Here is a 23,723-nt window from a genome sequence, read left to right on the forward strand (position 1 = left end):
CATGCTCGCATCGTTACGCGGACTGTTCTGGCGGAACTGGCCGCCGTAGATCGTCAGGCCGCTGATCTCGGTGGACGTCAGCTGGCCACCCTGGAAGGTTTGTGGCAGCGAGCGGCCATCGTCTGAACGCAGGATGGGCAGTATTGGCATCCACTCGCCGACCTTCACTTCGGTTTTACTCACTTTCATCTTCCCGGCCACCGCCAGACGACCAAAGTCATCGACGGGGCGACCGTCGCTGCCAATCGGCAGCAGTTGGGTGCCGCCCGTGCCTTTACCGCCATCGAGCTTGACCGACAGCAGTCCCAGCATATCCGCGCCGAACCCCACCGGGCCTGGGGTGAAACCGGACTTGGCGTCGAAAATGAAGCTCTGCGTCCACTCCTCGGCCTTGCCCTGGGGGAAGGCCGGGTTGGTGAAATTGCGGTTGATGTAGAAGTTGCGCAGGTTCAGGTTGACCTTGGCGCCTTCTACAAAACCCGATTCCTCGGCCTGGGCGGGCAGGGCTGCCGTGGCCACAGCAATGGCAATCAGGCCGGGGAACAAATACTGCGCGGAAGAAGGCGTCATGGGCTCGGGTCTCTCTAATTTTTTGGGATGAAACAGGGCGCTGCCGCAACGTGGGGTTGCAGTCAAAAGAACGGATTGATTAAACGCAGTGGTATCAGCCGGACAGGGCAGGGCGCGGGGGCATAGGGTGAACCTGATGTTGTTGGTCTTGTGCGAGGAATGGTGCGGGGAATGTACTAGATGGTTCAATCGGCGAAGGCGGGATTTGTGCGATTATCGAACGCAAGATTGGGTCGGGGATTTGTGTTGTCTGTTGTGGCCTCATCGCGAGCAGGCTCACTCCCACATTGATCTCCGTTGTTCATTAATAGTGTGTTCACTGAAAATCCACTGTGGGAGCGAGCCTGCTCGCGATGAGGCCCGCCCAGTCATCCCACTTTTTCTCGCACCCAACAAAAAGCCCACCAAAAGGTGGGCTTCATTGTTTTCACCGCGCTATCAGAACAACTTCATCTTCGGCGCTTCTTCTTTCAGCGGTTCGACCTTGGCGGTCTGCTGATTCCAGCCGCCACCCAAGGCCTTGTACAGGTTGACCGCGCTGACCAGTTGCGCCAGACGGTCGGTAATCAACACTTGTTGGGCGTTGAACAGCTGACGCTGGGCATCGAGGAAGGTCAGGTTGCTGTCGACACCAATGAGGTAGCGACGCTGGGCCAGACGGTAGTAGTCCTGGTTGGCGGTGACAAAGTCACGCTGAGCCTGCAACTGAGCGGTGTAGGTCTCGCGGGCGGCCAGGCCGTCGGCGACTTCCTGGAAGGCCGTTTGAATGGACTTCTCGTAGTTCGCCACGCCGATGTCTTTCTGGATCTTCGAGTAATCCAGGCTGGCGCGCAGGCTGCCGGCGTTGAAGATCGGCAAGTTGATCTGCGGCTGGAACAACCAGGTCCCCGAACCTCCCTTGAACAGCCCGGACAAGTCCGGGCTCAGGGTGCCGGCGTTGGCCGTCAGGCTGATGCTCGGGAAGAACGCAGCCCGTGCCGCGCCGATATTGGCGTTGGCGGCCTTAAGGTTGTATTCGGCCTGGAGAATGTCCGGACGACGTTGCAGCAAGTCCGATGGCAAGCCGGCCGGCACGTCGCTGAGCAAATCGTCAGACAGCGGCTTGGCGGCTTGCAGGTTGGCCGGGATGCTGGTGCCGAGCAGCAGCACCAGACTGTTTTGATCCTGAGCGACCTGGCGGGTGTACTTCGCCAATTGCGCCCGGGCGTTTTCCACCGAGGTGCGCGACTGGGCGAGGTCCAGTGCCGACGCCACACCGACTTCGGCACTGCGCGCGGTGAGCTTGTAGCTCTCCTCGAACGCACCGAGGGTGTCCAGGGTCACTTTCAACAGTTCCTTGTCGGCTTGCCAGGTCAGGTAGGCGTTGGCCACGTTGGCCACCAGGCTGATCTGCGTGCTGCGTCGACCTTCTTCCGTGGCGAAGTATTTTTGCAGCGCTTCTTCGCTGAGGCTGCGAACCCGACCGAACATGTCGAGTTCATAGGCACTGATGCCGACCGTGGCCGAGTAGGAACTGACGATACCTGACTGGCCGTTCTGCGTAGCGTTATTGGGAACGCGCTGGCGGCTGCCGCTGCCATTGGCCGAGACGGCCGGGAACAGGTCGGCACGCTGGATGCGGTATTGAGCCGCAAAGGCATCGATGTTCAGCGCCGCGACACGCAGGTCGCGGTTGTTTTCCAGTGCGACCTGAATCAGCTGTTGCAGGGCCGGGTCATGGAAAAACTGCTTCCAGCCTTGCTCCGCCGCAGCCTGGCTCGGCGCCTGGGCCGGCGAATACGCCGGGCCCTGCGGGTATTGGCCCGCCACTGGTGCCTCAGGCTGCTGATAATCGGGTATCAGCGAGCAACCACCAAGCACAAACGCGGCGACGGCTAGGGAGAGTAGCGACTTGCTCATTGGCCAGCCTCTTTAGGAGTTTCAGTGGCGTCATCCGGGTCGACTATTTTGCGCTGACCGATGGACGACACAGTGACGAAGAACAGTGGGACCCAGAAGATCGCCAGAACGGTAGCGGTGATCATACCGCCAATCACTCCGGTGCCGATGGCATGCTGGCTACCCGAACCTGCACCGGTGGAAATGGCCAGTGGCACCACGCCCAGGACGAAGGCGAGCGAGGTCATGATGATCGGTCGCAAACGCATCCGGCTGGCTTCAATCGCTGCATCGCGCAGGCTGCGCCCTTGCTCATGCAGTTCCTTTGCAAATTCGACAATCAAAATGGCGTTTTTCGCCGCCAGGCCGATGGTCGTCAACAGGCCCACCTGGAAATACACATCGTTGGACAGGCCGCGCAGGCTGGTCGCCATCAATGCACCGATGATCCCCAAAGGCACCACCAGCATCACCGCAATCGGAATCGACCAGCTTTCATACAGCGCCGCCAGACACAGGAACACCATCAGCAGCGACAGGGCGTACAGCGCTGGCGCTTGCGAACCGGACAACCGTTCTTCGTACGACAGGCCGGTCCAGGAAATACCGACACCCGCCGGCAGTTTGGCGGCTATGGCTTCGACTTCGGCCATGGCTTCACCGGTGGAATAGCCCGGCGCCGGGGAGCCGAGGATTTCCATCGCTTCTACGCCGTTGTAACGGGCCAGTTTCGGCGACCCATAAATCCATTCACCCTTGGCAAACGCCGTGAACGGAACCATGGTGCCGGCGCTGTTGCGCACATACCATTTCTGCAGGTCTTCAGGGCTCATACGGGAGCCGGGCTGACCTTGTACGTAAACCTTCTTCACTCGACCACGGTCGATGAAGTCGTTGACGTAGCTACTGCCCAGCGCGATCGACAGGGTGTTGTTGATGTCGGCGATGGTAATGCCCAAGGCACTGGCCTTCTCGTCATCGATTTCCAGTTGGAATTGCGGTTCGTCGTTCAGGCCGTTCGGACGGACCTGAGTCAGAATCTTGCTTTGCGCTGCCATGCCGAGGAACTGGTTGCGTGCTTGCATCAGTTTTTCGTGACCGATACCGGCACGGTCCTGAAGGAACACGTCGAAACCGGTGGCGTTACCCAGTTCCAGTACCGCCGGTGGTGCGAAGGCAAACACCATGGCATCACGGAAGGTGAAGAAGTGCTGCTGGGCACGGGCCGCCACCTTGAACACGTTGTTGTCGGCGTTACGTTCGTCCCATGGCCGGAGCATGATGAACGCCATACCCGAGCTCTGGCCACGACCCGCGAAGTTGAAGCCGGTCACGGTAAACACCGAGTTCACCGCATCGCCTTCACCGCCATCCTTGCCCGGACGCAGCAGGAATTCACGCATCTCGTCCACGACCACCTGGGTGCGCTGGGAGGTTGAACCGGCCGGTGTCTGCACCTGGGCGAACAATACGCCCTGGTCTTCTTCAGGCAGGAACGCCGTCGGGATACGGGTGAACAACCAGATCATGCCGACAATGATGATGAGGTAGGCCAACAGGTACGGTGCCTTCTGCGTGAGCATGTTGCCTACGCCGCGCTCGTAGCTTTTGACGCCCCGGTCGAAGTTGCGGTTGAACCAGCCGAAGAAACCGCGTTTCGGGGTGCCGTGCTCGCCTTTCGGAATCGGCTTGAGCATCGTGGCGCAAAGCGCCGGGGTGAAGATCAGAGCAACCAGAACCGAGAGCGCCATGGCCGAAACGATGGTGATCGAAAATTGCTTGTAGATCACGCCGGTGGAGCCGCTGAAGAACGCCATTGGCAGCAGAACCGCCGACAGCACCAGGGCGATACCGACGAGTGCGCCCTGGATCTGGCCCATGGATTTCTTGGTGGCTTCCTTGGGCGACAGGCCTTCTTCACTCATCACCCGTTCGACGTTTTCCACCACAACGATGGCGTCGTCCACCAGCAAGCCAATGGCCAGGACCATACCGAACATGGTCAGGGTGTTGATGCTGAAACCAGCTGCCGCGAGGATGCCGAACGTTCCCAGCAACACCACCGGCACGGTCATCGTGGTGATGATGGTGGCGCGGAAGTTTTGCAGGAACAGGAACATCACCAGGAACACCAGTGCGACTGCTTCGACCAGGGTTTCAACCACACCTTTGATCGATTCGGTCACCACCGGGGTGGTGTCATATGGGAACACCACTTCCATCCCTTCAGGGAAGAACGGCTTGAGGCTGTCGATGGTCGTGCGCAAGGCTTTTGCAGTGTCGAGGGCGTTGGCGCCAGTGGCCAGCTTCACGGCCAGGCCGGACGCCGGAGCGCCGTTGAACTGGGCGTTGATGCTGTAGTTCTCACCGCCCAGACCGACGTCAGCGACATCTTTCAAGCGAACTTGAGAGCCGTCCTTGTTGACTTTGAGCAGGATTTTTTCGAACTGCTCAGCGGTCTGCAGGCGAGTCTTGCCGATGATCGTGGCGTTCAACTGTGTGTCGGGCAGGGCAGGCAAGCCGCCGAGCTGACCGGATGACACCTGGACGTTCTGTGCGGCGATGGCGGTTTTGACATCGATCGGGGTCAGGTTGTATTTGTTCAACTTGGCCGGGTCGAGCCAGATACGCATGGCGTACTGGGAGCCGAATACCTGGAAGTCACCGACACCGGCTGTCCGCGAGATCGGGTCCTGCATGTTCGACACAATGTAGTTCGACAGGTCGTCCTTGGTCATGCTGCCGTCACGCGAGACCACGCCGATCACCAACAGGAAGTTCTTCACCGCCTTGGTGACACGGATACCTTGCTGCTGCACTTCTTGCGGCAGCAACGGGGTGGCCAGGTTCAGTTTGTTCTGGACCTGAACCTGCGCGGTATCGGAGTTGGTGCCTTGCTCGAAGGTCGCGGTGATGGTCATGGTGCCGTCGGAGTTACTTTCCGAGGACACATAACGCAAGTGGTCGATACCGTTGAGCTGTTGCTCGATCACCTGCACCACGGTGTCTTGTACCGTTTGTGCCGAAGCACCCGGGTAGGCCACGGAGATGGCGATCGCCGGAGGCGCAATGCTCGGGTATTGGTTGATCGGCAGCTTGAGGATCGACAGTGCCCCGACCAACATGATCACCAGGGCTATCACCCAGGCGAAAATCGGACGGTCGATAAAAAATTTCGACATGGTTTACTCCCCTTTGCCGCTGGAAGCTTTGTCAGCTGCCTGTGCGGGGGCCGGGTTCTTTACGCCAACGTTAGTCGCTTCAGTGGCTTTGACTTCGATGCCAGGCTTGACGAATTGCAGCCCTTCGGTGATCAGGCGATCGCCTGCCTTCAGTCCGTCCTCGATCAGCCATTGACTACCGACGGTGCGGTTGGCCTTGAGCTGACGCAGTTCGACCTTGTTGTCAGGGCCGACGACCAGTGCAGTCGGCGTACCTTTAAGGTCGCGCGTTACGCCTTGTTGCGGCGCCAGAATCGCTGCCGCGTTTACACCGGACTGCAACTGGGCGTGAACGAACATGCCCGGCAGAAGGGTGTGCTCAGGGTTCGGGAACACGGCACGCAGAGTGACGGAACCGGTGGTCTGGTCAACCGAGATTTCGGAGAATTCCAGTTTGCCGTCCAGCTTGTACTGGCTGCCGTCTTCGAGGGTCAGCTTCACCGTCGCCGAGTTGTCGCCGGCCTTTTGCAGACGACCGCTTTCCAGTTCGCGGCGCAGTTGCAGCAATTCCACCGAGGACTGAGTCACGTCGACATAGATCGGGTCGATTTGCTGGATCACCGCCATCGGATCGGCCTGGCCGCTGGTCACCAGCGCGCCTTCTGTCACGTTAGAGCGACCGATACGACCGGTCAGCGGTGCGTAAACCTTGGTGTAGCGCACGTTGATCTGGGCGGTTTGCAGGGCGGCTTCCGATTGCATCCGGTTGGCCACGGCCGTGTCGTATTCCTGACGGCTCACCGCTTGTTCGGCGACCAGTTGCTTGTAGCGGTCGGAGATCGACTTGGTCTGCTGCAGGTTGGCTTCTGCACTTTTCAACGTAGCGTCATACACCGACGAATCGATCTGATACAGCTGCTGGCCAAGCTTGACGTCGCCGCCTTCCTTGAACATGCGCTTGAGAATGATGCCGTTCACCTGAGGACGAACTTCGGCGATGCGGTAGGCGCTGGTACGGCCCGGCAGGTCGGATGTCAGGGTGAAGGCTTGAGTTTGCAGGGTAACAACGCCGACCTGAGGAGGCGGTGCGGCTGGTGCGGCTTCTTCCTTTTTGCATCCGCTGAGCAGCGATGCCAAGGCGACGGCAGTGACCAGAGCGGTAACAGCTGGCTTGAATTGCATGAAAATCCTCGGGTCAGGCGCGCAGAATGCGCACGAGAAAGGTGGAAGGGTAAAAATGGGGTGCTGAGTGGATAAGTAGCTTGCTAAGGAATATACTTACGTTCATGGTTGTTTGTAAACACCTTGGCTGTGTACCCACATCGCTACAAAAGCCGTTCAAAGGTTTGAATTGTAAGACGGGGACGGCGCCCAAGAGCGGTCACTCCACTTTTATTCAGCTGATGTTCAGACATCGCTGAAGCATCCTGATTGAGGTTTTACTGCCATGGTCCGTCGCACCAAAGAGGAAGCCCAAGAAACCCGCAGCCAGATACTTGAAGCGGCAGAGAAAGCCTTTTATGAAAGGGGCGTGGCGCGCACGACACTGGCGGACATCGCTACCTTGGCCGGCGTGACTCGCGGTGCTATCTACTGGCATTTCAGCAATAAGGCTGATCTGGTGCAGGCCATGCTGGATACCTTGCATGAGCCGCTGGATGAGATGGCCAGGGCCAGTGAAAGCGAAGATGAGCTCGATCCGCTCGGCTGCATGCGCAAGCTGCTGATTCATTTGTTTCATCAAGTTGCGCTGGATCCAAAGACCCGACGTATCAATGAGATTTTGTTTCATAAGTGCGAATTCACCGATGAAATGTGCGACCTGCGTCAGCAGCGTCGAACGGTCAGCCTGGATTGCAATGTGCGAATCGCCCTGGCTTTGAGTAATGCCGTGAATCGGGGGCAAATGCCTGAAGACCTCGACACGGCGCGCGCTGCCATCAGTCTGCATGCGTATGTCGATGGCATCCTGTATCAGTGGCTGCTGGCACCCGACAGTTTTCAATTGCACGCCGACGCCGAGCGTTGGGTGGAGACCGGGCTGGAGATGCTGCGCTTGAGCCCAAGCCTGCGCAAATGAAACAAAAAAAGCGTAAATGGTTTCGCTTGTGTCAGCTGTCAAGGCAGGCGCTGACGCCTTCGGCGCTCGTCTAACTACTTTGGGGTGCTTTTATATACGCACACTCGCCAGGATGACAGGTAGCGAGCTACGTAATTTGTAGGGAATTTGTGTCTTGGGTGTGAATGCGTGTGAGCACGCCACTTGAAAACGAAAAAAGCCCCGGCTCTCACGAGTCGGGGCTTTTTTGCATTTCAGTGATTAATGCTTACATCGCCGGGTAGTCGATGTAACCCACCGGGCCTTTGCCGTAGAACAGTTCTGGACGCGCTTCGTTCAACGGCGCATCGGCCTTCAAACGTGCAGGCAAGTCCGGGTTGGCAATGAACGGCACACCGAAGGCGACCGCATCGGCCTTGCCGTTGGCCAGCCAGGCGTTGGCGCTGTCCTTGGTGAAGCGTTCGTTGGCGATGTACGGGCCGCCGAACGCTTCTTTCAATTGTGGGCCAAGGCTGTCGCCGGCTTCTTTTTCACGCGAGCAAATGAACGCGATACCACGCTTGCCCAGTTCCCGAGCGACGTAGGTGAAGGTTTCGGCCAGGTTGTCGTCGCCCATGTCATGGGAATCGGCGCGCGGTGCCAGGTGCACACCGACGCGGCCGGCGCCCCAGACTTCGATAGCAGCGTCAGTCACTTCCAGCAGCAGGCGCGCACGGTTTTCCAGGGAACCGCCGTATTGGTCGGTGCGCTGGTTGGTGCTGCTTTGCAGGAACTGGTCGAGCAGGTAACCGTTGGCACCATGGATTTCCACGCCGTCAAAACCCGCGGCCTTGGCGTTCTCGGCACCGGTGCGGTAAGCGTCGATGATGTCGGCGATTTCAGCGGTTTCCAGGGCACGCGGGGTTGGGTAATCGGCCAATGGGCGAACCAGGCTGACGTGCCCTTTTGGCTGGATGGCACTCGGTGCGACCGGCGCTTCACCGTTCAGGTACGACGTGTGAGAAACCCGGCCGACGTGCCACAGTTGCAGGAAGATCTTGCCGCCTGCGCCGTGGATGGCTTTGGTCACGTTAGCCCAGCCGCGTACCTGATCGTTGGACCAGATGCCGGGGGTGTCCGGGTAGCCGACGCCCATCGGCGTGACCGACGTGGCCTCGCTGAGGATCAGGCCAGCGGAGGCGCGCTGGACGTAGTACTCGGCCATCAGCGCGTTTGGCACGCGGCCTTCGTCGGCGCGGCAGCGGGTCAGCGGCGCCATGATGATGCGGTTGGCCAACTCGATGTCGCCCAGTTTGATCGGATCGAAAATAGTCGTCATGAATGCACCCTCGTGAGGTCTCAGTGGTTTAGTGAGTCGCTGGAGCCAGTTCGGGATTGCCGCTCTGACGGAAAGTAATCAGGGTCACCAGCAGGGCGAGCACCGCCAGTGCGGCGGCCGCGAGGGGCACGCTGGTCAGGCCGTAGCCGTGGGCGATCACGCTGCCGCCGACCCAGGCACCGAGTGCGTTGCCGATGTTGAAAGCGCCGATGTTCAGGGTCGACACCAGGTTTGGTGCCGCTTTGCCAAAGGTCACCACGTTCACTTGCAAGGCCGGGACGGCGGCAAAACATGCCGTGGCCCAGAGGAACAGGGTGATTTCGGTCGGGATCAGCGCGACGCTGGTCCACGTCAGTACGGTGGACACCACCGCCATGCTGATGAACACGCCGATCAGCGTTGCGGCCATGCTTTTGTCCGCCAGTTTGCCGCCGATAATATTGCCGACAGTCAGGCCCAGGCCGATGAGCATCAGGGTCCAGGTCACGCCACGTGGCGAGACACCGGTGACTTCGCCCAGCATCGGAGCGACGTAGGTGAACAGGGTGAAGACCGAGGCGGCGAACAGCGCGGTCATGCTCAGGGACAGCCAGATCCCGGCGCCCTTGAGTGCGGCCAGTTCGGCGCGCATGTCGAGTTTTTCTTCATCGCGCTTGGCCGGCAGGAAACGGATCAGACCGATCAAGGCGATCACACCGATCACGGTCACGGCCCAGAAGGTCGAACGCCAGCCGGCCTGTTGACCGAGCGCGGTGCCCAGTGGAACGCCGAGCACGTTGGCAAGGGTCAGGCCGGTGAACATCAAGGCCACGGCCGAAGCGCGTTTGTTGGCCGGCACCAGACCTGCCGCCACCACCGAACCGATACCGAAGAAGGCACCGTGGCAGAGGGCCGTGACCACTCGTGCAAACATCAACACGTTGTAGTCACTGGCCAGGGCGCAGAGTAAGTTGCCGACGATGAAGATCCCCATCAACGCAACCAGTGCAGCCTTGCGTGGCAGCCGGGCGGTGGCCAGTGCCATGAACGGTGCCCCGATGGCCACGCCCAGGGCGTAACCGGTCACCAGCCAGCCGGCGCCTGGGATCGACACACCGAGGTCCGCCGCCACGTCGGGCAGCAGGCCCATGATGACGAACTCGGTGGTGCCGATGGCGAAGGCGCTCAAGGCCAGAATGAGGAGCGAGAGGGGCATTGTTGATTCCTTGTTGGCTGACTGACGTTAAGGGTCAGAGCTCTTTGCTGAAGGTCTTGAGGAACTCCTGAATGGTTTCCTCATTACGTTTGAAAAAATGCCACTGGCCGACTTTGCGGCTGCTGATCAGGCCGGCGCGCTGCAAGGTCGCCAAGTGCGCGGAAACGGTGGACTGCGACAAGCCGCAACGTTGATCGATCTGCCCGGCGCAAACGCCGTGCTCGTTGCTGTGGGACTGGTCAGGGAATTCGACGTCCGGGTTTTTGAGCCAGTGCAGGATTTCTCGCCGTACTGGGTGTGCCAGGGCTTTTATTATTTCGTCGAGGTCGAGGTTCATGGCTTGGGAGCTCGTGATTAGTAAAACGCTATATCGCGATGAGGCGAACTTTAAATCGGTATTTCGCGATATACAAATATGATTTTGGTCTGATGACCGCATAAATCGGTATATCGGGTTATAGCGATACATGGGTGTAAAGAAACAATGGTGCAGTGCTAAGCTGCGCCCATGAACTATCTCGCACATCTTCACCTCGGTGGCCAGCGTCCCGGACAATTGCTCGGCAGTCTGTATGGCGATTTCGTCAAAGGACGGCTGCAAGGGCAATACGATCCGGAGATTGAGGCGGCCATCCAGCTGCATCGCAGCATCGACGTATTTACCGACCGCCATCCGCTGGTGGATGTGGCGTTGTCGCGGTTCTCCACGACGCGCCGGCGTTACGCCGGGATCGTGCTCGACGTGTTTTTCGACCACTGCCTGGCACGGGACTGGACGCTGTACGCCGACCGGCCACTGGCATTGTTCACGTCAGATGTGTACCGGGTACTGACGGCCGAGCCGCAATTGCCGGAGCGTTTGGCAAAGATCGCGCCGTACATGGTGGCGAATGACTGGTTGGGTTCCTACCGGGAGTTCGAGGTGCTGGAGCAGGTGCTGCGGGGGATTTCGCGGCGGTTGACCCGGCCTGAGGAACTGGCGGGGGCGATGCAGGAGTTGCGGGTGTTGTATGAACCGTTGAGCGAAGACTTTCGGTTGTTCTATCCACAGCTTCAAGATTTCGCCCAAAACCGCTGACACAAATCTTGTAGGAGCAGAGCTTGCTCGCGATGAACGATAACGCGGTCATCAGTTAAACCGCGGGGCCCCAATCGCGAGCAAGCTTTGCTCCTACAGAAAAGCGGTTACGCGGCGATCAGTTCGCCAGCACGACGCGGTTCGGCAGGTTTCGCCACTTCACCAAACAACGCTGTTTGCACCGCTTGCTGTGCCTCGAACGCCAGCGCCGCACGCTCCCGGCCTTCGCAAGCAATCGGCTTGAGCAGGTGAATCTCCACATTCCCCCGGTCATTGGCAAACAAGCGCATCAAGTGCGACAGCAGATCATCGTCACCAATAAACGGTGCCAGCGAATCAAGCTTGCCATCGCGCAGGTAACGAATTGCCACCGGTTGCAGCTGCACCTCTGAATCAATCGCCGCCGACAGCAGGCGACCATGGAAGGTACGCAACGAACGGCCATCGGTGGTGGTGCCTTCCGGGAACATCAGCAGCGGATGGGCCTGTTCCAGGTGGCGGGCCATTTGTTTGCGGATCAGCTGACTGTCACCCGACCCACGACGGATAAACAGACTGCCGGCCTTGGCCGCCAACCAGCCTGCCACCGGCCAGGTACGCACTTCGGCCTTGGACAGAAATGACAGCGGCGTGAGCATGCCCAGCAGTGGGATGTCGGTCCAGGACACATGATTGCTGACCCAGAGCATCGGTTGCTTGGGCAACTCGCCATGCACGGTGATGTGGAAGGGCAGGGCATTGCTCAATCGCGCCATGAAAAATCGCGACCAACGCTGGCGGCGGACCATCGAGTGGGCGATGCCCATACGCTCGAACAGTCCGAACACGCTGGCCATGCTCAAACCCAGTGCGACCACCACCAGCACTCGCGCAATCCGCGCGTACACCCGCAGGCGGTTCATCACATGGCCGCCTTGAAGTGCTTGGCGTAACGCGGGCAGAGCTCGTCGCGCTTGAGCAGGATGAACACGTCGGCGACCTGGAAGTCTTCGTCCCAGCACGGCTCGCCGCAGATCTTCGCACCGAGGCGCATGTAGGCCTTGAGCAGTGGCGGCATTTCGGCGATGACGTTGGAGGGGATATCCAGGGTCGGCAACGGCTTTTTCGGCTCGGCGCGCAGGTGTTCGGTGCACAGGTAGCGTTCGCGCAGACGCTGCATGATCGCGTGGGCCTGAATGCCGCCGTCCTGCATCGGAATGCTCGCGCACCCCATCAAATAGCTGTAGCCGCCCTGGTTCAACACCTCGGCCAGTTCACCCCAAAGTACGGCGATGGTGCCGCCGTTACGGTAGGCCGGGTCGACGCAGGTACGGCCGATTTCCAGGATCGGGCCTTTGAGGTGCACCAGGCCATGCAGGCTGAATTCTTCTTCGCTGTAGAACTTGCCCAGGCTGCTGGCCGCCGTGTGATCGAGCAAACGGGTGGTCGCCACCAGACGTCCGGTGTTCAAGTCACGTACGCCGATGTGGGCGCAGTGAACATCATAGTCATCCATGTCCAGACCCAGCTCGGCGCCCTTCAGCCTGGCGTTGAATTCGCCGCTGAACACGTTGAAGCGCAAGGCCTGGGCTTCCTGCAAGGCCTCGCTGCCGATCAGTCGTTCGGCTTGCAGGCGGCGGTCGTTGCCGGTGTCGCTGATGCGGGCGATCTGAGTCATTGCAAATCTCCTTGCGGGCTGCTCACTTGACGTGGGTTACAGCGGATCGACTTTCTTTATGTAGCCGTTTTGTGCAAGGTCAGGCTATGTAGCCCCAGTGTCATCGCCATTAAGCTTTGGTGATGCTTATATGACAGCCCACGAGGAGCCTCTTATGCCCTGGCAAACCCTGTTGAAGCGCCGCGAACGCCTGCCTGCCAACCCGGACCTGGCGGAAGGTTTCGCGACCTTGTTGCATCAATTGGGCACGGTGACGCCGTTCGAGTTGGCAGTGGCGGGCGCGCACCTGATGGCCACGCCGGGGCTGGCGTTTCTGGTGGGGTATCAGGCAGCGTTGCGGATGCTCTGGCCCAGCGCGCCGCTGAGCCTCGGCGCGTTGTGCGCGACCGAACAGCGCAGCCTGCGGCCGGCAGACATGCAAACCCGTCTCACCGATTTGCGCCTGAGCGGGCGCAAGGATTTCGTCACCGCCGGTGATGCCGCCGAGTGGCTGTTAATCGCCACCCGCAGTGAAGCGCCCGGCGAGGCAGCTCGCCTGAGCCTGGCCGTGGTCTACCCCGATGAACCGGGCGTGCGCCTGGAAAAACTCCCGGCCATTGCGCTGATACCGGACATCAGTCATGGCAAGTTGTTTCTCGACAACGCCCTGTGCGAGTTGTTGGCGGGGGACGGTTGGGACGCTTACGTCAAACCGTTCCGCACCCTTGAAGATGTGTACGTATTGAGCGCCATGACCGCGTGGCTGTATGGCATTGGCCAGGACAGTGACTGGCCGCAAGCCTTGCAACTGCGGTTACTGGCGCTGCTGGCCGGGTGCGCGGAAGTCAGCCGCCAGGCACCGAACAATCCCGCCGGGCATGTGCTGCTGGGTGGGTTATTTGCCCAGTTCGAGGGGCTCAAGGCCGAGATTGATCAGGCGCTGGCCGACGGGCCGCCGCATTGGGCGGCGATGTGGCAGCGCGATCGGCTGGTGATGGATTTGGCGGCAGGGGCCAGGGGGAAGCGATTGGTCAAGGCTTTGGCGGTGATCTGACTGGCCCCTTCGCTGGCAAGTCGAATCGTCGCACCGCAGCTCCTACAGTTTGAAATGCATTCCCCTGTAGGAGCTGGCTTGCCAGCGAAGACGGCCTGACTGACAACACAAATTCCAAAACTGTCATCAACCTCAACTAGGCTCTGCACGTTAATCCTCCCGAGCCCACGCCATGTTCAAAGGCTTGTCCCTGATTGTCATGCTGCTGCTCGGCCTCACGGCCCACGCCGAAAACTGGCCGGCCGAGCAATGGTCCATCGGCCCGAAAAGCTCCGGGCCCACGCTACAAGCCCTGGAAACCTACGCCTTCCCACCCCGCGACGACAGCACCCGCAAAGGCATCCGCACTGACGCCTTGCTGGTGATCCGCGACGGCCAGTTGATCTACGAACGCTACGCCGGCCCGACCACCGCCGACACGCCACACCTGACGTGGTCCATCAGCAAAAGCCTCATGGCCGCGGTGCTGGGGGTGGCGTATGGCGAAGGCCTGTTCAAACTCCAGGATTCGGTGCAGACGTTTTATCCACCGATGAAAAAACACCCCGCTGTGACCATGGCTGACCTGTTGCACTGGGCCTCAGGGCTGGACTGGCAGGAAGACTACGAATACGCACCGTTAAAGTCCTCGGTGGTGGCCATGCTCTACACCCGTGGACATCAGGACATGGCCGCATTTACTGCCGATCACGCCGAGTACGCCAAACCCGGTCAGGCCTTTCGGTACTCCAGCGGTGACAGCAATCTACTGTCCGCCGCGCTGAAAAACATCGTCAGTCCGACGCGTTATCCGGACTATCCATGGACCGCACTGTTCGAGCCTTTGGGCATCCATCATGCCGTTTGGGAAACTGATGCCACGGGTATTTTCGTTGCTTCGTCTTACGCTTACCTCACGGCTCGGGATCTGGCGCGAGTCGGTTTGTTGATGGCGCGCGACGGGCGCTGGCAGGATCGTCAGTTGCTGCCTAAAGACTGGGTCGCCTTCAATCGCGAACCGTTCGCCCACTATCAAGCCCATCAGGATGACGCCGTGCCCGGTGGTCAATGGTGGCTCAACCGCGCGGTGGAAGGGGCGACACAACCCTGGCCCGATGCTCCTGCCGACACCTTCGCGGCGCTGGGCCATTGGGGCCAGGCGCTGTATGTGATCCCCAGTGAACGTTTGGTGATCGTGCGCTATGGCGATGATCGCGACGGCAGCTACCAGCACAATGTTTTGCTCAAACTTGCGCTCAAGGCATTTGCGCAAAAGGTGCAGCCATGAGTCGCCGAGGATTTTTTCGTCGCCGGCCGTTCAGCACGTTGCTGTTGATCCTGCTCATCGCCTTGCTTGGCTGGGGCTGGCAGGAGCGAGTGGCGCTGTGGGCCTTCCCCGACATCATCAGCGCCTACACCGCCAAGGAGTATTGCTCGTGCCGGTATGTGATGAACAACGAGGCCGGTTATTGCCACAGCTATGTAAAGCAGTGGCTGCCCACCAGCCGCTTTGTCGATGACGCCGCCAGCAAACGCGTGACCGTCAGCGGAATGGGCCGCAGCAACAGCGCGGCGTGGCTCGGCGAACGCCAAGGATGCCGTCTGATTCCGTAGCATGTTTTGCAATTGGCTGCCGGGCGGTTAAGGTTCGTGCAGGTTTATCTGCCCCACGAGTCTCTATGTTCAACCGCTCCCTGCGCAAAACCCTCACGTTCCTGCTGTTGGCCGGCGCCACGCTGTCGGCCCAGGCCGATTGGTATCTGGACGGCGAGTCCTCGCGGCTGTCGTTCATCAGCACCAAAAACGCCAACATTTCCGAAGTGCAGCGCTTTCTGGTGCTGCACGGCAAGGTCGATGCCAATGGCCTGGCCGAGGTGGAAGTCGAGCTGGAGTCGGTCAACAGTGGCATCCCGTTGCGCGATGAACGCATGCGCAAGGAGTTGTTCGAGATCCAGACCTTCCCCGAAGCGTTGATCACCACGCAGATTGATCTGCGTCCCATCAACGACCTCGCGCCTGGCGCGCAGTTAGAGTTACGCTTGCCGCTGACCGTCAACCTGCATGGCAAGCAACACTCATACAACGCCGAACTGCTGGCGACGCGTCTCGACGATCGACGCTTTCAGGTGGTAACGCTCGAACCACTGGTCATCAATGCCGAAGACTTCGATTTGGCACCTGGGCTGGAAGCATTGCGCAAGGTCGCCGGTTTGTCGGCCATCAGTTTGTCGGTGCCGGTGGGTGCGGTACTGATTTTCACGGCGCGCTGACATGGCCGGCGCAATCTTTCCCTGGCGTGAAGGCAACCATTTTGAACTGCTGATCGACGGTCCGCAGTTCTTCCCACGCATGCTGGTCGCGATTGCCCGCGCCGAAGAACAGGTCGAACTGGAGTTATATCTGGTGGAGGCGGGTGCTTGTGCCGAGGCCATGGTGCAAGCATTGGTTTCGGCGGCCGAGCGCGGTGTGCGCGTGCGCTGCCTGTTCGATGACTATGGCAGCCTGGCATTTACGTTGACTTTGCGTCAGCGCCTGACGGCGGCCGGGGTCGAATTGCGTTTCTACAATCGCCTGAACTGGCGCCGTTGGATCGGCAACTTTTACCGCGATCACCGCAAACTGTTGCTGGTCGATCAAAGCCTGGCGGTGGTCGGTGGCACGGGCGTCACCGATGAGTTCTGGACGCCGGGTGAGGACACCAGCGAATGGCACGAGGTGATGGTGGAAATCACCGGGCCTTTGGTCATTGACTGGCAGTTGCTGTTCGACCGCCAATGGATCGCCAACCGTCATCGACGTGCCTGGAAACCGGTTGCGCATTTCGGCTTGCCGCGCCTGCCACGGGTGCCGGCAATGGGTGAGGGCATGGGCCGGGTGGCCTATGCCGACGCCCGCCAGCATCGCGACATTTTGCAATCACTGGTTCGCGCGTTGAACAGCGGCCAGCAACGGGTCTGGCTGGCAACTCCGTATTTCCTGCCGACCTGGAAAGTCCGCCGCTCACTGCGTCGTGCCGCCAGTCGAGGCGTCGATGTGCGCCTGCTGCTGACCGGGCCGCGCACCGATCACCCATCGGTGCGCTACGCCGGGCATCGCTACTACCCACGACTGCTCAAGGCCGGGGTGAAAATTTTTGAATACCAGCCGTGTTTCCTGCACCTGAAAATGGTCTTGATCGATGACTGGGTGAGCATCGGCTCGTGCAATTTCGACCACTGGAATTTGCGCTTTAACCTGGAAGCCAACCTTGAAGCGCTGGACCCAGGGCTGACGCGGGCCGTGGCGGGGAGTTTCGAGCGCGACTTTGCGCAGAGCCAGGAGGTCAGCCTCGAAGCATGGCAAAGCCGACCGCTGTGGAAGCGGGTCAAGCAACGAGTCTGGGGATGGGTGGATCGGTTGGTGGTGAATCTGCTGAATCTCAGGGGTTGATACCAAACTCTGCAACACCCTAAAACCATTGTGGGAGCCGAGCTGCTCGCGAAGACGGAATAACATTCAACGAAAATGCGACATGTTAGACCGCTTTCGCGAGCAGGCTCGCTCCCACATGGATATTGCGTCGATCACAAAATTTGTTTGCAACACCAATCAATTGTGGGAGCGAGCCTGCTCGCGATGGCGGTGTAACAGTCAACAAAGATGCTGAATGTTAAGGCCTCATCGCGAGCAGGCTCGCTCCCACAGGTTCATGCGATGTTTGAATAATTACAGCAATTCAAAGCTCTGCTGTGTCACGTCCTGGGAGTCGAGGCCGATCTGCACGTTGAACTTGCCCGGCTCGGCAGCGTACTTGAGCTGGGTGTTGTAGAACTTCAGGTCATCCTCAGTGATGGTGAAGTGCAGGACTTTCTGTTCGCCAGCCTTGAGCATGACTTTCTGGAAGTTCTTCAGTTCTTTGAGCGGTCGGATCATCGAGCCGGTCACATCCTGGATGTACAACTGCACCACGGTTTCGCCGTCACGCTTGCCGGTGTTTTTCACCGTGACGCTGGCGTCGAGCTTGCCGGTCTTGTTCAGCGTGGTCGACGACAGGGCCATGTCGCTCAGGCTGAAGTCGGTGTAGCTCAGACCGAAGCCAAACGGGAACAGGGGACCGGTGGTGTCATCGAGATACTGCGAGGTGTAGTTGCCCGGTTTGCCCGGCGTGAAGGGCCGGCCAATGCTCAGATGGTTGTAGTAGGTCGGAATCTGACCCACCGAGCGCGGGATGGTGATCGGCAGTTTGCCCGATGGGTTGTAGTCGCCAAACAGCACGTCGGCGATGGCATTGCCGCCTTCGGTGCCGGTGAACCAGGTTTCCAGAATCGCGTCAGCCTGTTCTTTCTCTTCGAGAATCGACAGCGGACGGCCATTCATCAACACCAGCACCAGCGGTTTACCGGTGGCTTTCAAGGCTCGGATCAGTTCACGCTGGTTTGGCGGAATGTTGATGTCCGTGCGGCTCGACGATTCGTGCGACATGCCACGGGACTCGCCAACCGCTGCCACCACTATGTCAGCGTCCTTGGCCGCTTTCACCGCTTCGTCGATCAACACGTTGGCCGGACGCGGATCATCCACCACTTCCAGGGCGTCGAAGTTGAGGAAGTTCAGGTAATCCAGCATCTTCTTGTCGCTGGTGATGTTGGCGCCACGGGCGTAGATCAGCGCCGATTGCGAACCCAGTGCAGCGGTCATGCCGTCGAACAGCGTGACCGATTGCGCAGGGCGACCGTTGGCGGCCCAACTGCCCATCATGTCGATCGGTGCCTTGGCCAGCGGCCCCACCAAAGCGATTTTCGCGGTTTTCTTCAGCGGCAGGGTTTCGTTCTGGTTCTTCAGCAACACCATGCTGCGGCGCGCGACATCGCGGGCCTCGGCGCGGTGCAGGCGGCTGTCGGCATTGGTGTCGGCCGGATCATCCTCGGCCTTGCCGATGCGCAGGTACGGGTCCTTGAACAGACCCATGTCGTACTTGGCCGCCAGCACTTCACGCACGGCGTTGTCGATGTCGCTTTGCTCGATCTCGCCCGCTTTCAACAGCCCCGGCAGCTCTTTGCTGTACAAGGTGTCGTTCATGCTCATGTCGATGCCGGCCTTGATCGCCAGCTTCGCGGCTTCGCGACCGTCACGGGCGACGCCGTGATTGATTAGCTCGAAAATCGCCCCGTGGTCGCTGACGGCCAGGCCTTTGAAGCCCCATTCCTTGCGCAACAGGTCTTTCATCAGCCAGGTGTTGGCCGTGGCCGGCACGCCGTTGATCGAGTTCAGCGCAACCATCACCCCGCCAGCACCGGCGTCAATCGCGGCGCGGTATGGCGGCAGGTAATCCTGGTACATCTTGACCGGGCTCATGTCGACGATGTTGTAGTCGCGACCGCCCTCGACCGCGCCATACAAGGCAAAGTGTTTGACGCTGGACATGATGCTGTCGGCCGCGTTGGCACCGGTGCCCTGGAAGGCTTTGACCATGACGCCGGCAATGCGCGACACCAGGTAGGTGTCTTCACCGAAGCCTTCGGAAGTACGGCCCCAACGCGGGTCGCGTGAGATGTCGACCATCGGCGCGAAGGTGAGGTCGACGCCGTCCGATGAGGCTTCCTTGGCGGCGATGCGCCCGGACAGGCCAATGGCGTCCATGTCCCAGCTCGAGGCCAGGGCCAGCGGGATCGGGAAAATGGTGCGGTGGCCGTGGATCACGTCGTAGGCGAAGAACATCGGGATCTTCAACCGGCTGCGCATGGCCGCGTCCTGCATCGGACGGTTTTCCGGACGGGTGATCGAATTGAACGTGCCGCCGATGTTGCCGGCTGCGATTTCCTTGCGGATCAGTTCGCGTGGCATTTCCGGGCCGATGCTGATCAGGCGCAACTGGCCGATCTTTTCATCGAGGGTCATCTGCTTCATCAGGTTGCTGATGAAGGCGTCCTTGTTCTCTAGAGGTGCGGGTGTCGTGGCGGCCAATACGTTATGACTGGCCAGGCTGACGAACAGGCCCAGCAAACACAGCTTCTTCATGAATGGTTTTCTCAAAAGCCTAAACGGCCGTGAATACGCGCCGGTCAGCCAAAAGTTAGGGAGCGACTATTGTTGTTCAGGTAAATGCATGCACACTTGCGCAGTGTTTTGCGCTAGGGGCATCTTTTAGCCCATTGGCTCGATGCAATCCAGTGGCGGCGGCAGATTATGCCCCAAGTACCCGCTCAGAAGGGTACAGGTTGTTTTTCAATGGAATGTGCCAGGGAGTGACCCAGATGAATGCAAGACACCACTATCGGTCTAGCCTGCAGGTTGCAGCCTTGATGTTGCTGACCACTGTGCTAGCGGGCTGTGGCATCAACACGATTCCGACCCTCGACGAGCAGGCCAAAGCCGCGTGGGGCCAGGTGCAGAACCAGTATCAGCGCCGCGCCGATTTGATCCCCAATCTGGTAGAAACCGTCAAAGGCTACGCCAAACATGAAGAAGAAACCCTGACCGCGGTGATCGAGGCACGGGCCAGGGCGACGTCCATTCAAGTGGACGCCAAGACGCTGGATAACCCGGAAAAACTCAAACAGTTCCAACAGGCCCAGGATCAACTGACCGGAGCCTTGAGCCGTTTGATGGTGGTGTCCGAACGTTATCCGGACCTCAAGGCCAACCAGAACTTCCTCGCATTGCAGTCGCAACTTGAAGGCACCGAGAACCGCATCGCCGTGGCGCGGCGCGATTTCATCCTTGCGGTGCAAAAATACAACACTGAAATTCGCACCTTTCCCGGTCGCCTGTGGCACACCGTGATGTACAGCGATTTGCCGATCCGCGAAACCTTCGAGGCGACCACGCCGGATGCCGATAAGGCGCCCGAAGTGAAATTTTGATCGGCTGAAGCATCACCACGGATGAGGTGGCCAATGCGCGTGTTGAAAGTGGGGCTGATGCTGGTGCTTTGGGTGTGTGCCCTGACGGCGCAGGCCGAGTTGAAATTTCCGCCGCTGACCGGCCGGGTGGTCGATAACGCCCAGATGATCGAGCCGTCGGTGCGCGAGCAGCTGACCCAGCAACTCAAGGCCCACGAAACCGCCACCGGCGAGCAGTTGGTGGTGGTCACGTTGCCGGACTTGCAAGGCACCGATATCGCGGATTTTGGCTACCAATTAGGGCGCGCCTGGGGCATCGGTCAGAAAGATAAAAACAACGGCGCGCTGCTGATCGTCGCGCGTGATGAGCGTAAATTGCGCATCGAAGTCGGGTATGGCCTCGAAGACCGCCTGACCGACGCGCAAAGTTCGGTGATCATCAATCAGGTAATCACCCCCGCGTTCAAGGCCGGCAACTTCAGCAAGGGCATCAGCGACGGGGTCGCGGCGATGCTGGTGGTGTTGGGTGGCAGTTCGCTGGATGAACCGTCGACGGTCTATGAACCGCGAGGTGATGAAAACAGCGACTTCGTTGCGCGCCATCCCGGCGTTTTTGTGTTTCTGGTGATGCTGTTCATCCTGACGTTTTTTGTCTTGCAGATGCTCGGGATTCTGCCCGCCGGCCGAGGTGGGTCGGGCGGTTCGAGCGGTGGTTTTGGCGGCGGCGGTTTTGGTGGTGGCGGTGGAGGCGGGGGCTTCAGCGGTGGAGGGGGCAGTTTCGGGGGCGGCGGTTCGTCGGGCGGCTGGTGATAACAATAATGAGCAGGCACTTTTAAACATGGCGTTACTGACAGAACACGAACAACGCAAAGTCGCCGAGGCGATTGCCCGGGTCGAGCGCGACACCGACGCCGAACTGGTGACTGTGCTTGCCGCCCGCGCCGACGACTATGCGTACATCCCGCTGCTGTGGGCCAGCCTGCTGGCGCTGATGGTGCCGGGGATCGTGCATTACCTGACCGGCTGGCTGACCCTGCACAGTTTGCTGCTGGTGCAATGGATCACCTTTATCGTGCTGTGCCTGGTGTTCCGCCTTCCAAAAGTCACCACGCACCTGGTCCCGCGCTCGGTGCGGCATTGGCGCGCCTCGAACCTGGCGCGCCGGCAATTTCTGGAGCAGAACCTGCACCACACGGTCGGCAGCACCGGGATGCTGATTTTTGTCTGCGAGGCGGAGCGCTATGTGGAGATCCTGGTGGATGAAGGGATTTCCAGACGGCTGGACAACAAGAACTGGGACGCGATAGTTGCGGCGTTTACCCAGCAGGTGAAGCAGGGACAGACGTTGCAAGGGTTCGTGACCTGCATCGAGGCATGTGGCGAGTTGCTCAAAGTGCATGTGCCGGTAACGCAGGAGAGGAATGAGTTGCCGAACCGGTTGGTGGTGTTGGGCTAAGCCGCAACTTATTCCCTGTAGCAGCTGGCGAAGCCTGCGTTCGGCTGCGTAGCAGTCGTGAATTCAGGCGCTGCGGTCTTTCAGGTAAACCAAGCATGCCGGTTTTACGACTGCTGCGCAGCCGGACGCAGGCTGCGCCAGCTGCTACAGATCGCACCGTTCGGTAAATAACTGCGTGTCCCGAACAGCCATCCCCCCTAAAATACCCGCCATTCCCCGATCCGCACCGCCCGAGGCCGTTTTTTCCATGTCTGTCACCGTCACTCCCGCCAGCCTCGCGCCGGATCACCACGCCCAGTTCATCGACCTGCTGCAAACCAGCCTCGACGCCAACGCCTTCATTAAGCTGGTGCTGGCCAAGTACGTCGGCACTGAAGTGGATTTGCAGCGCCTGATCATCAAGCAACTGACGGTCAAGGATCAGCCTTGCCTGTCCTTCGTCTACCGCTACAAAACCCGCGACATCACCAAAAACTTGCCGCTTGAAGAGGGCGTCGCGACCATCGCTGCGTTGCTGCCAGTCTCRTTCAAAAATGCGCATTTATTGTCATTGACCGACGAAGCCCAGCTTGAATACAGCAAAAAGGGCAAGTCTTCGCTGTTCAAGAGCAAACCTCAGCAATTGCGTGAAGTGCCGTCCGCCGAGCATAACCGCGAGAAAAATCGCTTCCTCGACCTGAGCCGGCCGTTCCTCGCCGACCTCGGTGTGACCAATAGCAAGCACGAGCTGATCCCGGCGATGTCGCGCAAGTGGAAGCAGATCAACAAGTTCATCGAGGTTTTCAGCCATGCGCTAACCACCTCACCGCTGGCGCTGGACAAGCCGGTACAGGTGGCGGATTTCGGTTCAGGCAAGGGTTACCTGACGTTCGCCATCCACGACTACCTGCGCAACACCTTGAACGCCGAAGGCGTGGTAACGGGCGTCGAGCTGCGCGAAGAAATGGTCAACCTGTGCAACGCCGCCGCCGCGAAGCTTGAGCATCCGGGGCTGGTGTTCAAGTGCGGTGACGTGCGCAGCGTGGCGCCGAGCGAGCTGGATGTGATGATCGCGCTGCATGCCTGCGACATCGCCACCGACTACGCGATCCACACCGGCATCCGTTCCGGCGCCTCAATCATCATGTGTTCGCCGTGCTGCCACAAACAGATCCGCCTGCAAATCCAGAGTCCGGCACTGCTCAAGCCGATGCTGCAATACGGTCTGCATCTGGGTCAGCAAGCAGAAATGGTCACCGACAGTTTGCGCGCGTTGTTCCTCGAAGCCTGCGGTTATGAAACCAAAGTGTTCGAGTTCATCTCGTTGGACCACACCAACAAGAACAAGATGATCCTGGCGGTCAAACGCGCCGAGCCGGTGGACCCGGCCCAGCTGTTGGTGAAGATTCAGGAGCTTAAGGATTTCTACCACATCAGCGAACACTGTCTCGAAACCCTGCTCCGAGCCGACGGCTACCTCTAAACACTGTAGGAGCCCGGCTTGCCGGCGATGGCGATTTCGAGTACGCCATCGCCGGC

The 23,723-nt window shown here is 59.7% G+C and carries 21 protein-coding genes; 11 read left to right on the forward strand and 10 right to left on the reverse strand.

The features are described from left to right. From AC1DWM_RS28385 to AC1DWM_RS28400, 4 genes are all read right to left on the reverse strand, one after another. Positions 1-570 (reverse strand): OprD family outer membrane porin (locus tag AC1DWM_RS28385; RefSeq protein ID WP_477796711.1); only part of this gene is annotated, 570 nt, incomplete at its 3' end. A 438-nt stretch (positions 571-1,008) separates the two neighbouring features. Further along, the gene (gene emhC / locus AC1DWM_RS28390) at positions 1,009-2,469 is read right to left on the reverse strand and encodes an efflux RND transporter outer membrane subunit EmhC (protein ID WP_223520429.1); all 1,461 of its coding nucleotides are present in this window, start codon (positions 2,467-2,469) and stop codon (positions 1,009-1,011) included. Further along, positions 2,466-5,630: an efflux RND transporter permease subunit EmhB gene (gene emhB, locus AC1DWM_RS28395; RefSeq protein ID WP_223520427.1), complete on the reverse strand. Its 3,165-nt coding sequence runs from the start codon at positions 5,628-5,630 to the stop codon at positions 2,466-2,468. Before emhB ends, emhC begins: the two co-directional genes overlap by 4 nt. Positions 5,631-5,633: 3 nt before the next feature. Continuing rightward, a complete protein-coding gene (locus tag AC1DWM_RS28400) occupies positions 5,634-6,791 on the reverse strand; it encodes an efflux RND transporter periplasmic adaptor subunit (protein WP_223520425.1) in 1,158 nt (385 codons plus the stop codon). 265 nt (positions 6,792-7,056) lie between these two features. On the opposite strand from AC1DWM_RS28400, the gene emhR reads away from it, so the two are divergent. Then, on the forward strand, positions 7,057-7,689 hold the full coding sequence (gene emhR / locus AC1DWM_RS28405) for an efflux system transcriptional repressor EmhR (RefSeq protein ID WP_477796712.1): 633 nt from the start codon (positions 7,057-7,059) through the stop codon (positions 7,687-7,689). A 247-nt stretch (positions 7,690-7,936) separates the two neighbouring features. Here emhR and AC1DWM_RS28410 read toward each other — a convergent pair whose 3' ends face one another. Genes AC1DWM_RS28410 through AC1DWM_RS28420 form a run of 3 tightly spaced genes read right to left on the reverse strand, consistent with a single transcriptional unit; the run spans position 7,937 to position 10,518 of the window. Then, positions 7,937-8,986, reverse strand: a complete 1,050-nt coding sequence (locus AC1DWM_RS28410) for an alkene reductase (protein WP_223520421.1) — start codon at positions 8,984-8,986, stop codon at positions 7,937-7,939. Between the two features lie 28 nt (positions 8,987-9,014). Then, positions 9,015-10,181 (reverse strand): MFS transporter, encoded by a 1,167-nt coding sequence (locus tag AC1DWM_RS28415; RefSeq protein ID WP_477796713.1) that lies wholly within the window; start codon positions 10,179-10,181, stop codon positions 9,015-9,017. 34 nt (positions 10,182-10,215) lie between these two features. Further along, positions 10,216-10,518 carry an ArsR/SmtB family transcription factor gene (locus AC1DWM_RS28420; protein ID WP_150782171.1) on the reverse strand — a complete coding sequence of 101 codons (303 nt, stop codon included), beginning with the start codon at positions 10,516-10,518 and terminating at the stop codon, positions 10,216-10,218. 171 nt (positions 10,519-10,689) lie between these two features. Between AC1DWM_RS28420 and AC1DWM_RS28425 the strand changes: the two genes are divergently transcribed. Continuing rightward, on the forward strand, positions 10,690-11,259 hold the full coding sequence (locus AC1DWM_RS28425) for an acyl carrier protein phosphodiesterase (protein ID WP_477796714.1): 570 nt from the start codon (positions 10,690-10,692) through the stop codon (positions 11,257-11,259). Between the two features lie 107 nt (positions 11,260-11,366). On the opposite strand, the gene AC1DWM_RS28430 is transcribed toward AC1DWM_RS28425, so the two are convergent. Together AC1DWM_RS28430 and olsB are read right to left on the reverse strand one after the other, a co-directional pair. Next, complete coding sequence (locus tag AC1DWM_RS28430; protein WP_477796715.1) at positions 11,367-12,161, reverse strand: lysophospholipid acyltransferase family protein; 795 nt, start codon at positions 12,159-12,161, stop codon at positions 11,367-11,369. After that, positions 12,161-12,916: an L-ornithine N(alpha)-acyltransferase gene (olsB, locus tag AC1DWM_RS28435; RefSeq protein WP_223520413.1), complete on the reverse strand. Its 756-nt coding sequence runs from the start codon at positions 12,914-12,916 to the stop codon at positions 12,161-12,163. The genes AC1DWM_RS28430 and olsB overlap by 1 nt, the downstream gene beginning before the upstream one ends. Positions 12,917-13,070: 154 nt before the next feature. On the opposite strand from olsB, the gene AC1DWM_RS28440 reads away from it, so the two are divergent. The 5 genes from AC1DWM_RS28440 to AC1DWM_RS28460 all read left to right on the forward strand — a co-directional run bounded on the left by AC1DWM_RS28440 (position 13,071) and on the right by AC1DWM_RS28460 (position 17,357). Further along, complete coding sequence (locus tag AC1DWM_RS28440) at positions 13,071-13,949, forward strand: acyl-CoA dehydrogenase middle domain-containing protein (RefSeq protein WP_477796716.1); 879 nt, start codon at positions 13,071-13,073, stop codon at positions 13,947-13,949. Between the two features lie 172 nt (positions 13,950-14,121). Next, the gene (locus tag AC1DWM_RS28445; protein WP_477796717.1) at positions 14,122-15,216 is read left to right on the forward strand and encodes a serine hydrolase domain-containing protein; all 1,095 of its coding nucleotides are present in this window, start codon (positions 14,122-14,124) and stop codon (positions 15,214-15,216) included. Then, entirely contained in the window at positions 15,213-15,542 is a 330-nt protein-coding gene (locus AC1DWM_RS28450) for an amidase (RefSeq protein WP_223520407.1), read from the forward strand. The genes AC1DWM_RS28445 and AC1DWM_RS28450 overlap by 4 nt, the downstream gene beginning before the upstream one ends. A 65-nt stretch (positions 15,543-15,607) precedes the next feature. After that, complete coding sequence (locus AC1DWM_RS28455) at positions 15,608-16,198, forward strand: YceI family protein (protein ID WP_223520405.1); 591 nt, start codon at positions 15,608-15,610, stop codon at positions 16,196-16,198. Position 16,199: 1 nt separating this feature from the next. After that, positions 16,200-17,357 carry a phospholipase D-like domain-containing protein gene (locus tag AC1DWM_RS28460; protein ID WP_477796718.1) on the forward strand — a complete coding sequence of 386 codons (1,158 nt, stop codon included), beginning with the start codon at positions 16,200-16,202 and terminating at the stop codon, positions 17,355-17,357. A gap of 276 nt (positions 17,358-17,633) precedes the next feature. On the opposite strand, the gene bglX is transcribed toward AC1DWM_RS28460, so the two are convergent. Beyond that, on the reverse strand, positions 17,634-19,925 hold the full coding sequence (bglX, locus tag AC1DWM_RS28465) for a beta-glucosidase BglX (RefSeq protein WP_223520402.1): 2,292 nt from the start codon (positions 19,923-19,925) through the stop codon (positions 17,634-17,636). Positions 19,926-20,161: 236 nt separating this feature from the next. On the opposite strand from bglX, the gene AC1DWM_RS28470 reads away from it, so the two are divergent. The 4 genes from AC1DWM_RS28470 to AC1DWM_RS28485 all read left to right on the forward strand — a co-directional run bounded on the left by AC1DWM_RS28470 (position 20,162) and on the right by AC1DWM_RS28485 (position 23,667). Next, positions 20,162-20,770: a LemA family protein gene (locus tag AC1DWM_RS28470; protein ID WP_223520400.1), complete on the forward strand. Its 609-nt coding sequence runs from the start codon at positions 20,162-20,164 to the stop codon at positions 20,768-20,770. Positions 20,771-20,803: 33 nt separating this feature from the next. Continuing rightward, positions 20,804-21,559, forward strand: a complete 756-nt coding sequence (locus AC1DWM_RS28475; protein WP_477796719.1) for a TPM domain-containing protein — start codon at positions 20,804-20,806, stop codon at positions 21,557-21,559. A gap of 28 nt (positions 21,560-21,587) precedes the next feature. Further along, positions 21,588-22,205 (forward strand): TPM domain-containing protein, encoded by a 618-nt coding sequence (locus tag AC1DWM_RS28480; RefSeq protein WP_223511439.1) that lies wholly within the window; start codon positions 21,588-21,590, stop codon positions 22,203-22,205. 247 nt (positions 22,206-22,452) lie between these two features. Next, positions 22,453-23,667, forward strand: a complete 1,215-nt coding sequence (locus AC1DWM_RS28485) for a class I SAM-dependent methyltransferase (protein ID WP_477796720.1) — start codon at positions 22,453-22,455, stop codon at positions 23,665-23,667. The last annotated feature ends 56 nt before the right edge of the window (positions 23,668-23,723 follow it).

The sequence above is a fragment of the Pseudomonas sp. P4_C8 genome (genome assembly GCF_056401975.1).

Bases quoted from the DNA above. Each gene is read 5' to 3' on its own strand.
- emhC (WP_223520429.1), bottom strand. From the start codon at position 2,469: ATGAGCAAGTCGCTACTCTCCCTAGCCGTCGCCGCGTTTGTGCTTGGT.
- emhB (WP_223520427.1), bottom strand. From the start codon at position 5,630: ATGTCGAAATTTTTTATCGACCGTCCGATTTTCGCCTGGGTGATAGCC.
- AC1DWM_RS28400 (WP_223520425.1), bottom strand. From the start codon at position 6,791: ATGCAATTCAAGCCAGCTGTTACCGCTCTGGTCACTGCCGTCGCCTTG.
- emhR (WP_477796712.1), top strand. From the start codon at position 7,057: ATGGTCCGTCGCACCAAAGAGGAAGCCCAAGAAACCCGCAGCCAGATA.
- AC1DWM_RS28410 (WP_223520421.1), bottom strand. From the start codon at position 8,986: ATGACGACTATTTTCGATCCGATCAAACTGGGCGACATCGAGTTGGCC.
- AC1DWM_RS28415 (WP_477796713.1), bottom strand. From the start codon at position 10,181: ATGCCCCTCTCGCTCCTCATTCTGGCCTTGAGCGCCTTCGCCATCGGC.
- AC1DWM_RS28420 (WP_150782171.1), bottom strand. From the start codon at position 10,518: ATGAACCTCGACCTCGACGAAATAATAAAAGCCCTGGCACACCCAGTA.
- AC1DWM_RS28425 (WP_477796714.1), top strand. From the start codon at position 10,690: ATGAACTATCTCGCACATCTTCACCTCGGTGGCCAGCGTCCCGGACAA.
- AC1DWM_RS28430 (WP_477796715.1), bottom strand. From the start codon at position 12,161: ATGAACCGCCTGCGGGTGTACGCGCGGATTGCGCGAGTGCTGGTGGTG.
- olsB (WP_223520413.1), bottom strand. From the start codon at position 12,916: ATGACTCAGATCGCCCGCATCAGCGACACCGGCAACGACCGCCGCCTG.
- AC1DWM_RS28440 (WP_477796716.1), top strand. From the start codon at position 13,071: ATGCCCTGGCAAACCCTGTTGAAGCGCCGCGAACGCCTGCCTGCCAAC.
- AC1DWM_RS28445 (WP_477796717.1), top strand. From the start codon at position 14,122: ATGTTCAAAGGCTTGTCCCTGATTGTCATGCTGCTGCTCGGCCTCACG.
- AC1DWM_RS28450 (WP_223520407.1), top strand. From the start codon at position 15,213: ATGAGTCGCCGAGGATTTTTTCGTCGCCGGCCGTTCAGCACGTTGCTG.
- AC1DWM_RS28455 (WP_223520405.1), top strand. From the start codon at position 15,608: ATGTTCAACCGCTCCCTGCGCAAAACCCTCACGTTCCTGCTGTTGGCC.
- AC1DWM_RS28460 (WP_477796718.1), top strand. From the start codon at position 16,200: ATGGCCGGCGCAATCTTTCCCTGGCGTGAAGGCAACCATTTTGAACTG.
- bglX (WP_223520402.1), bottom strand. From the start codon at position 19,925: ATGAAGAAGCTGTGTTTGCTGGGCCTGTTCGTCAGCCTGGCCAGTCAT.
- AC1DWM_RS28470 (WP_223520400.1), top strand. From the start codon at position 20,162: ATGAATGCAAGACACCACTATCGGTCTAGCCTGCAGGTTGCAGCCTTG.
- AC1DWM_RS28475 (WP_477796719.1), top strand. From the start codon at position 20,804: ATGCGCGTGTTGAAAGTGGGGCTGATGCTGGTGCTTTGGGTGTGTGCC.
- AC1DWM_RS28480 (WP_223511439.1), top strand. From the start codon at position 21,588: ATGGCGTTACTGACAGAACACGAACAACGCAAAGTCGCCGAGGCGATT.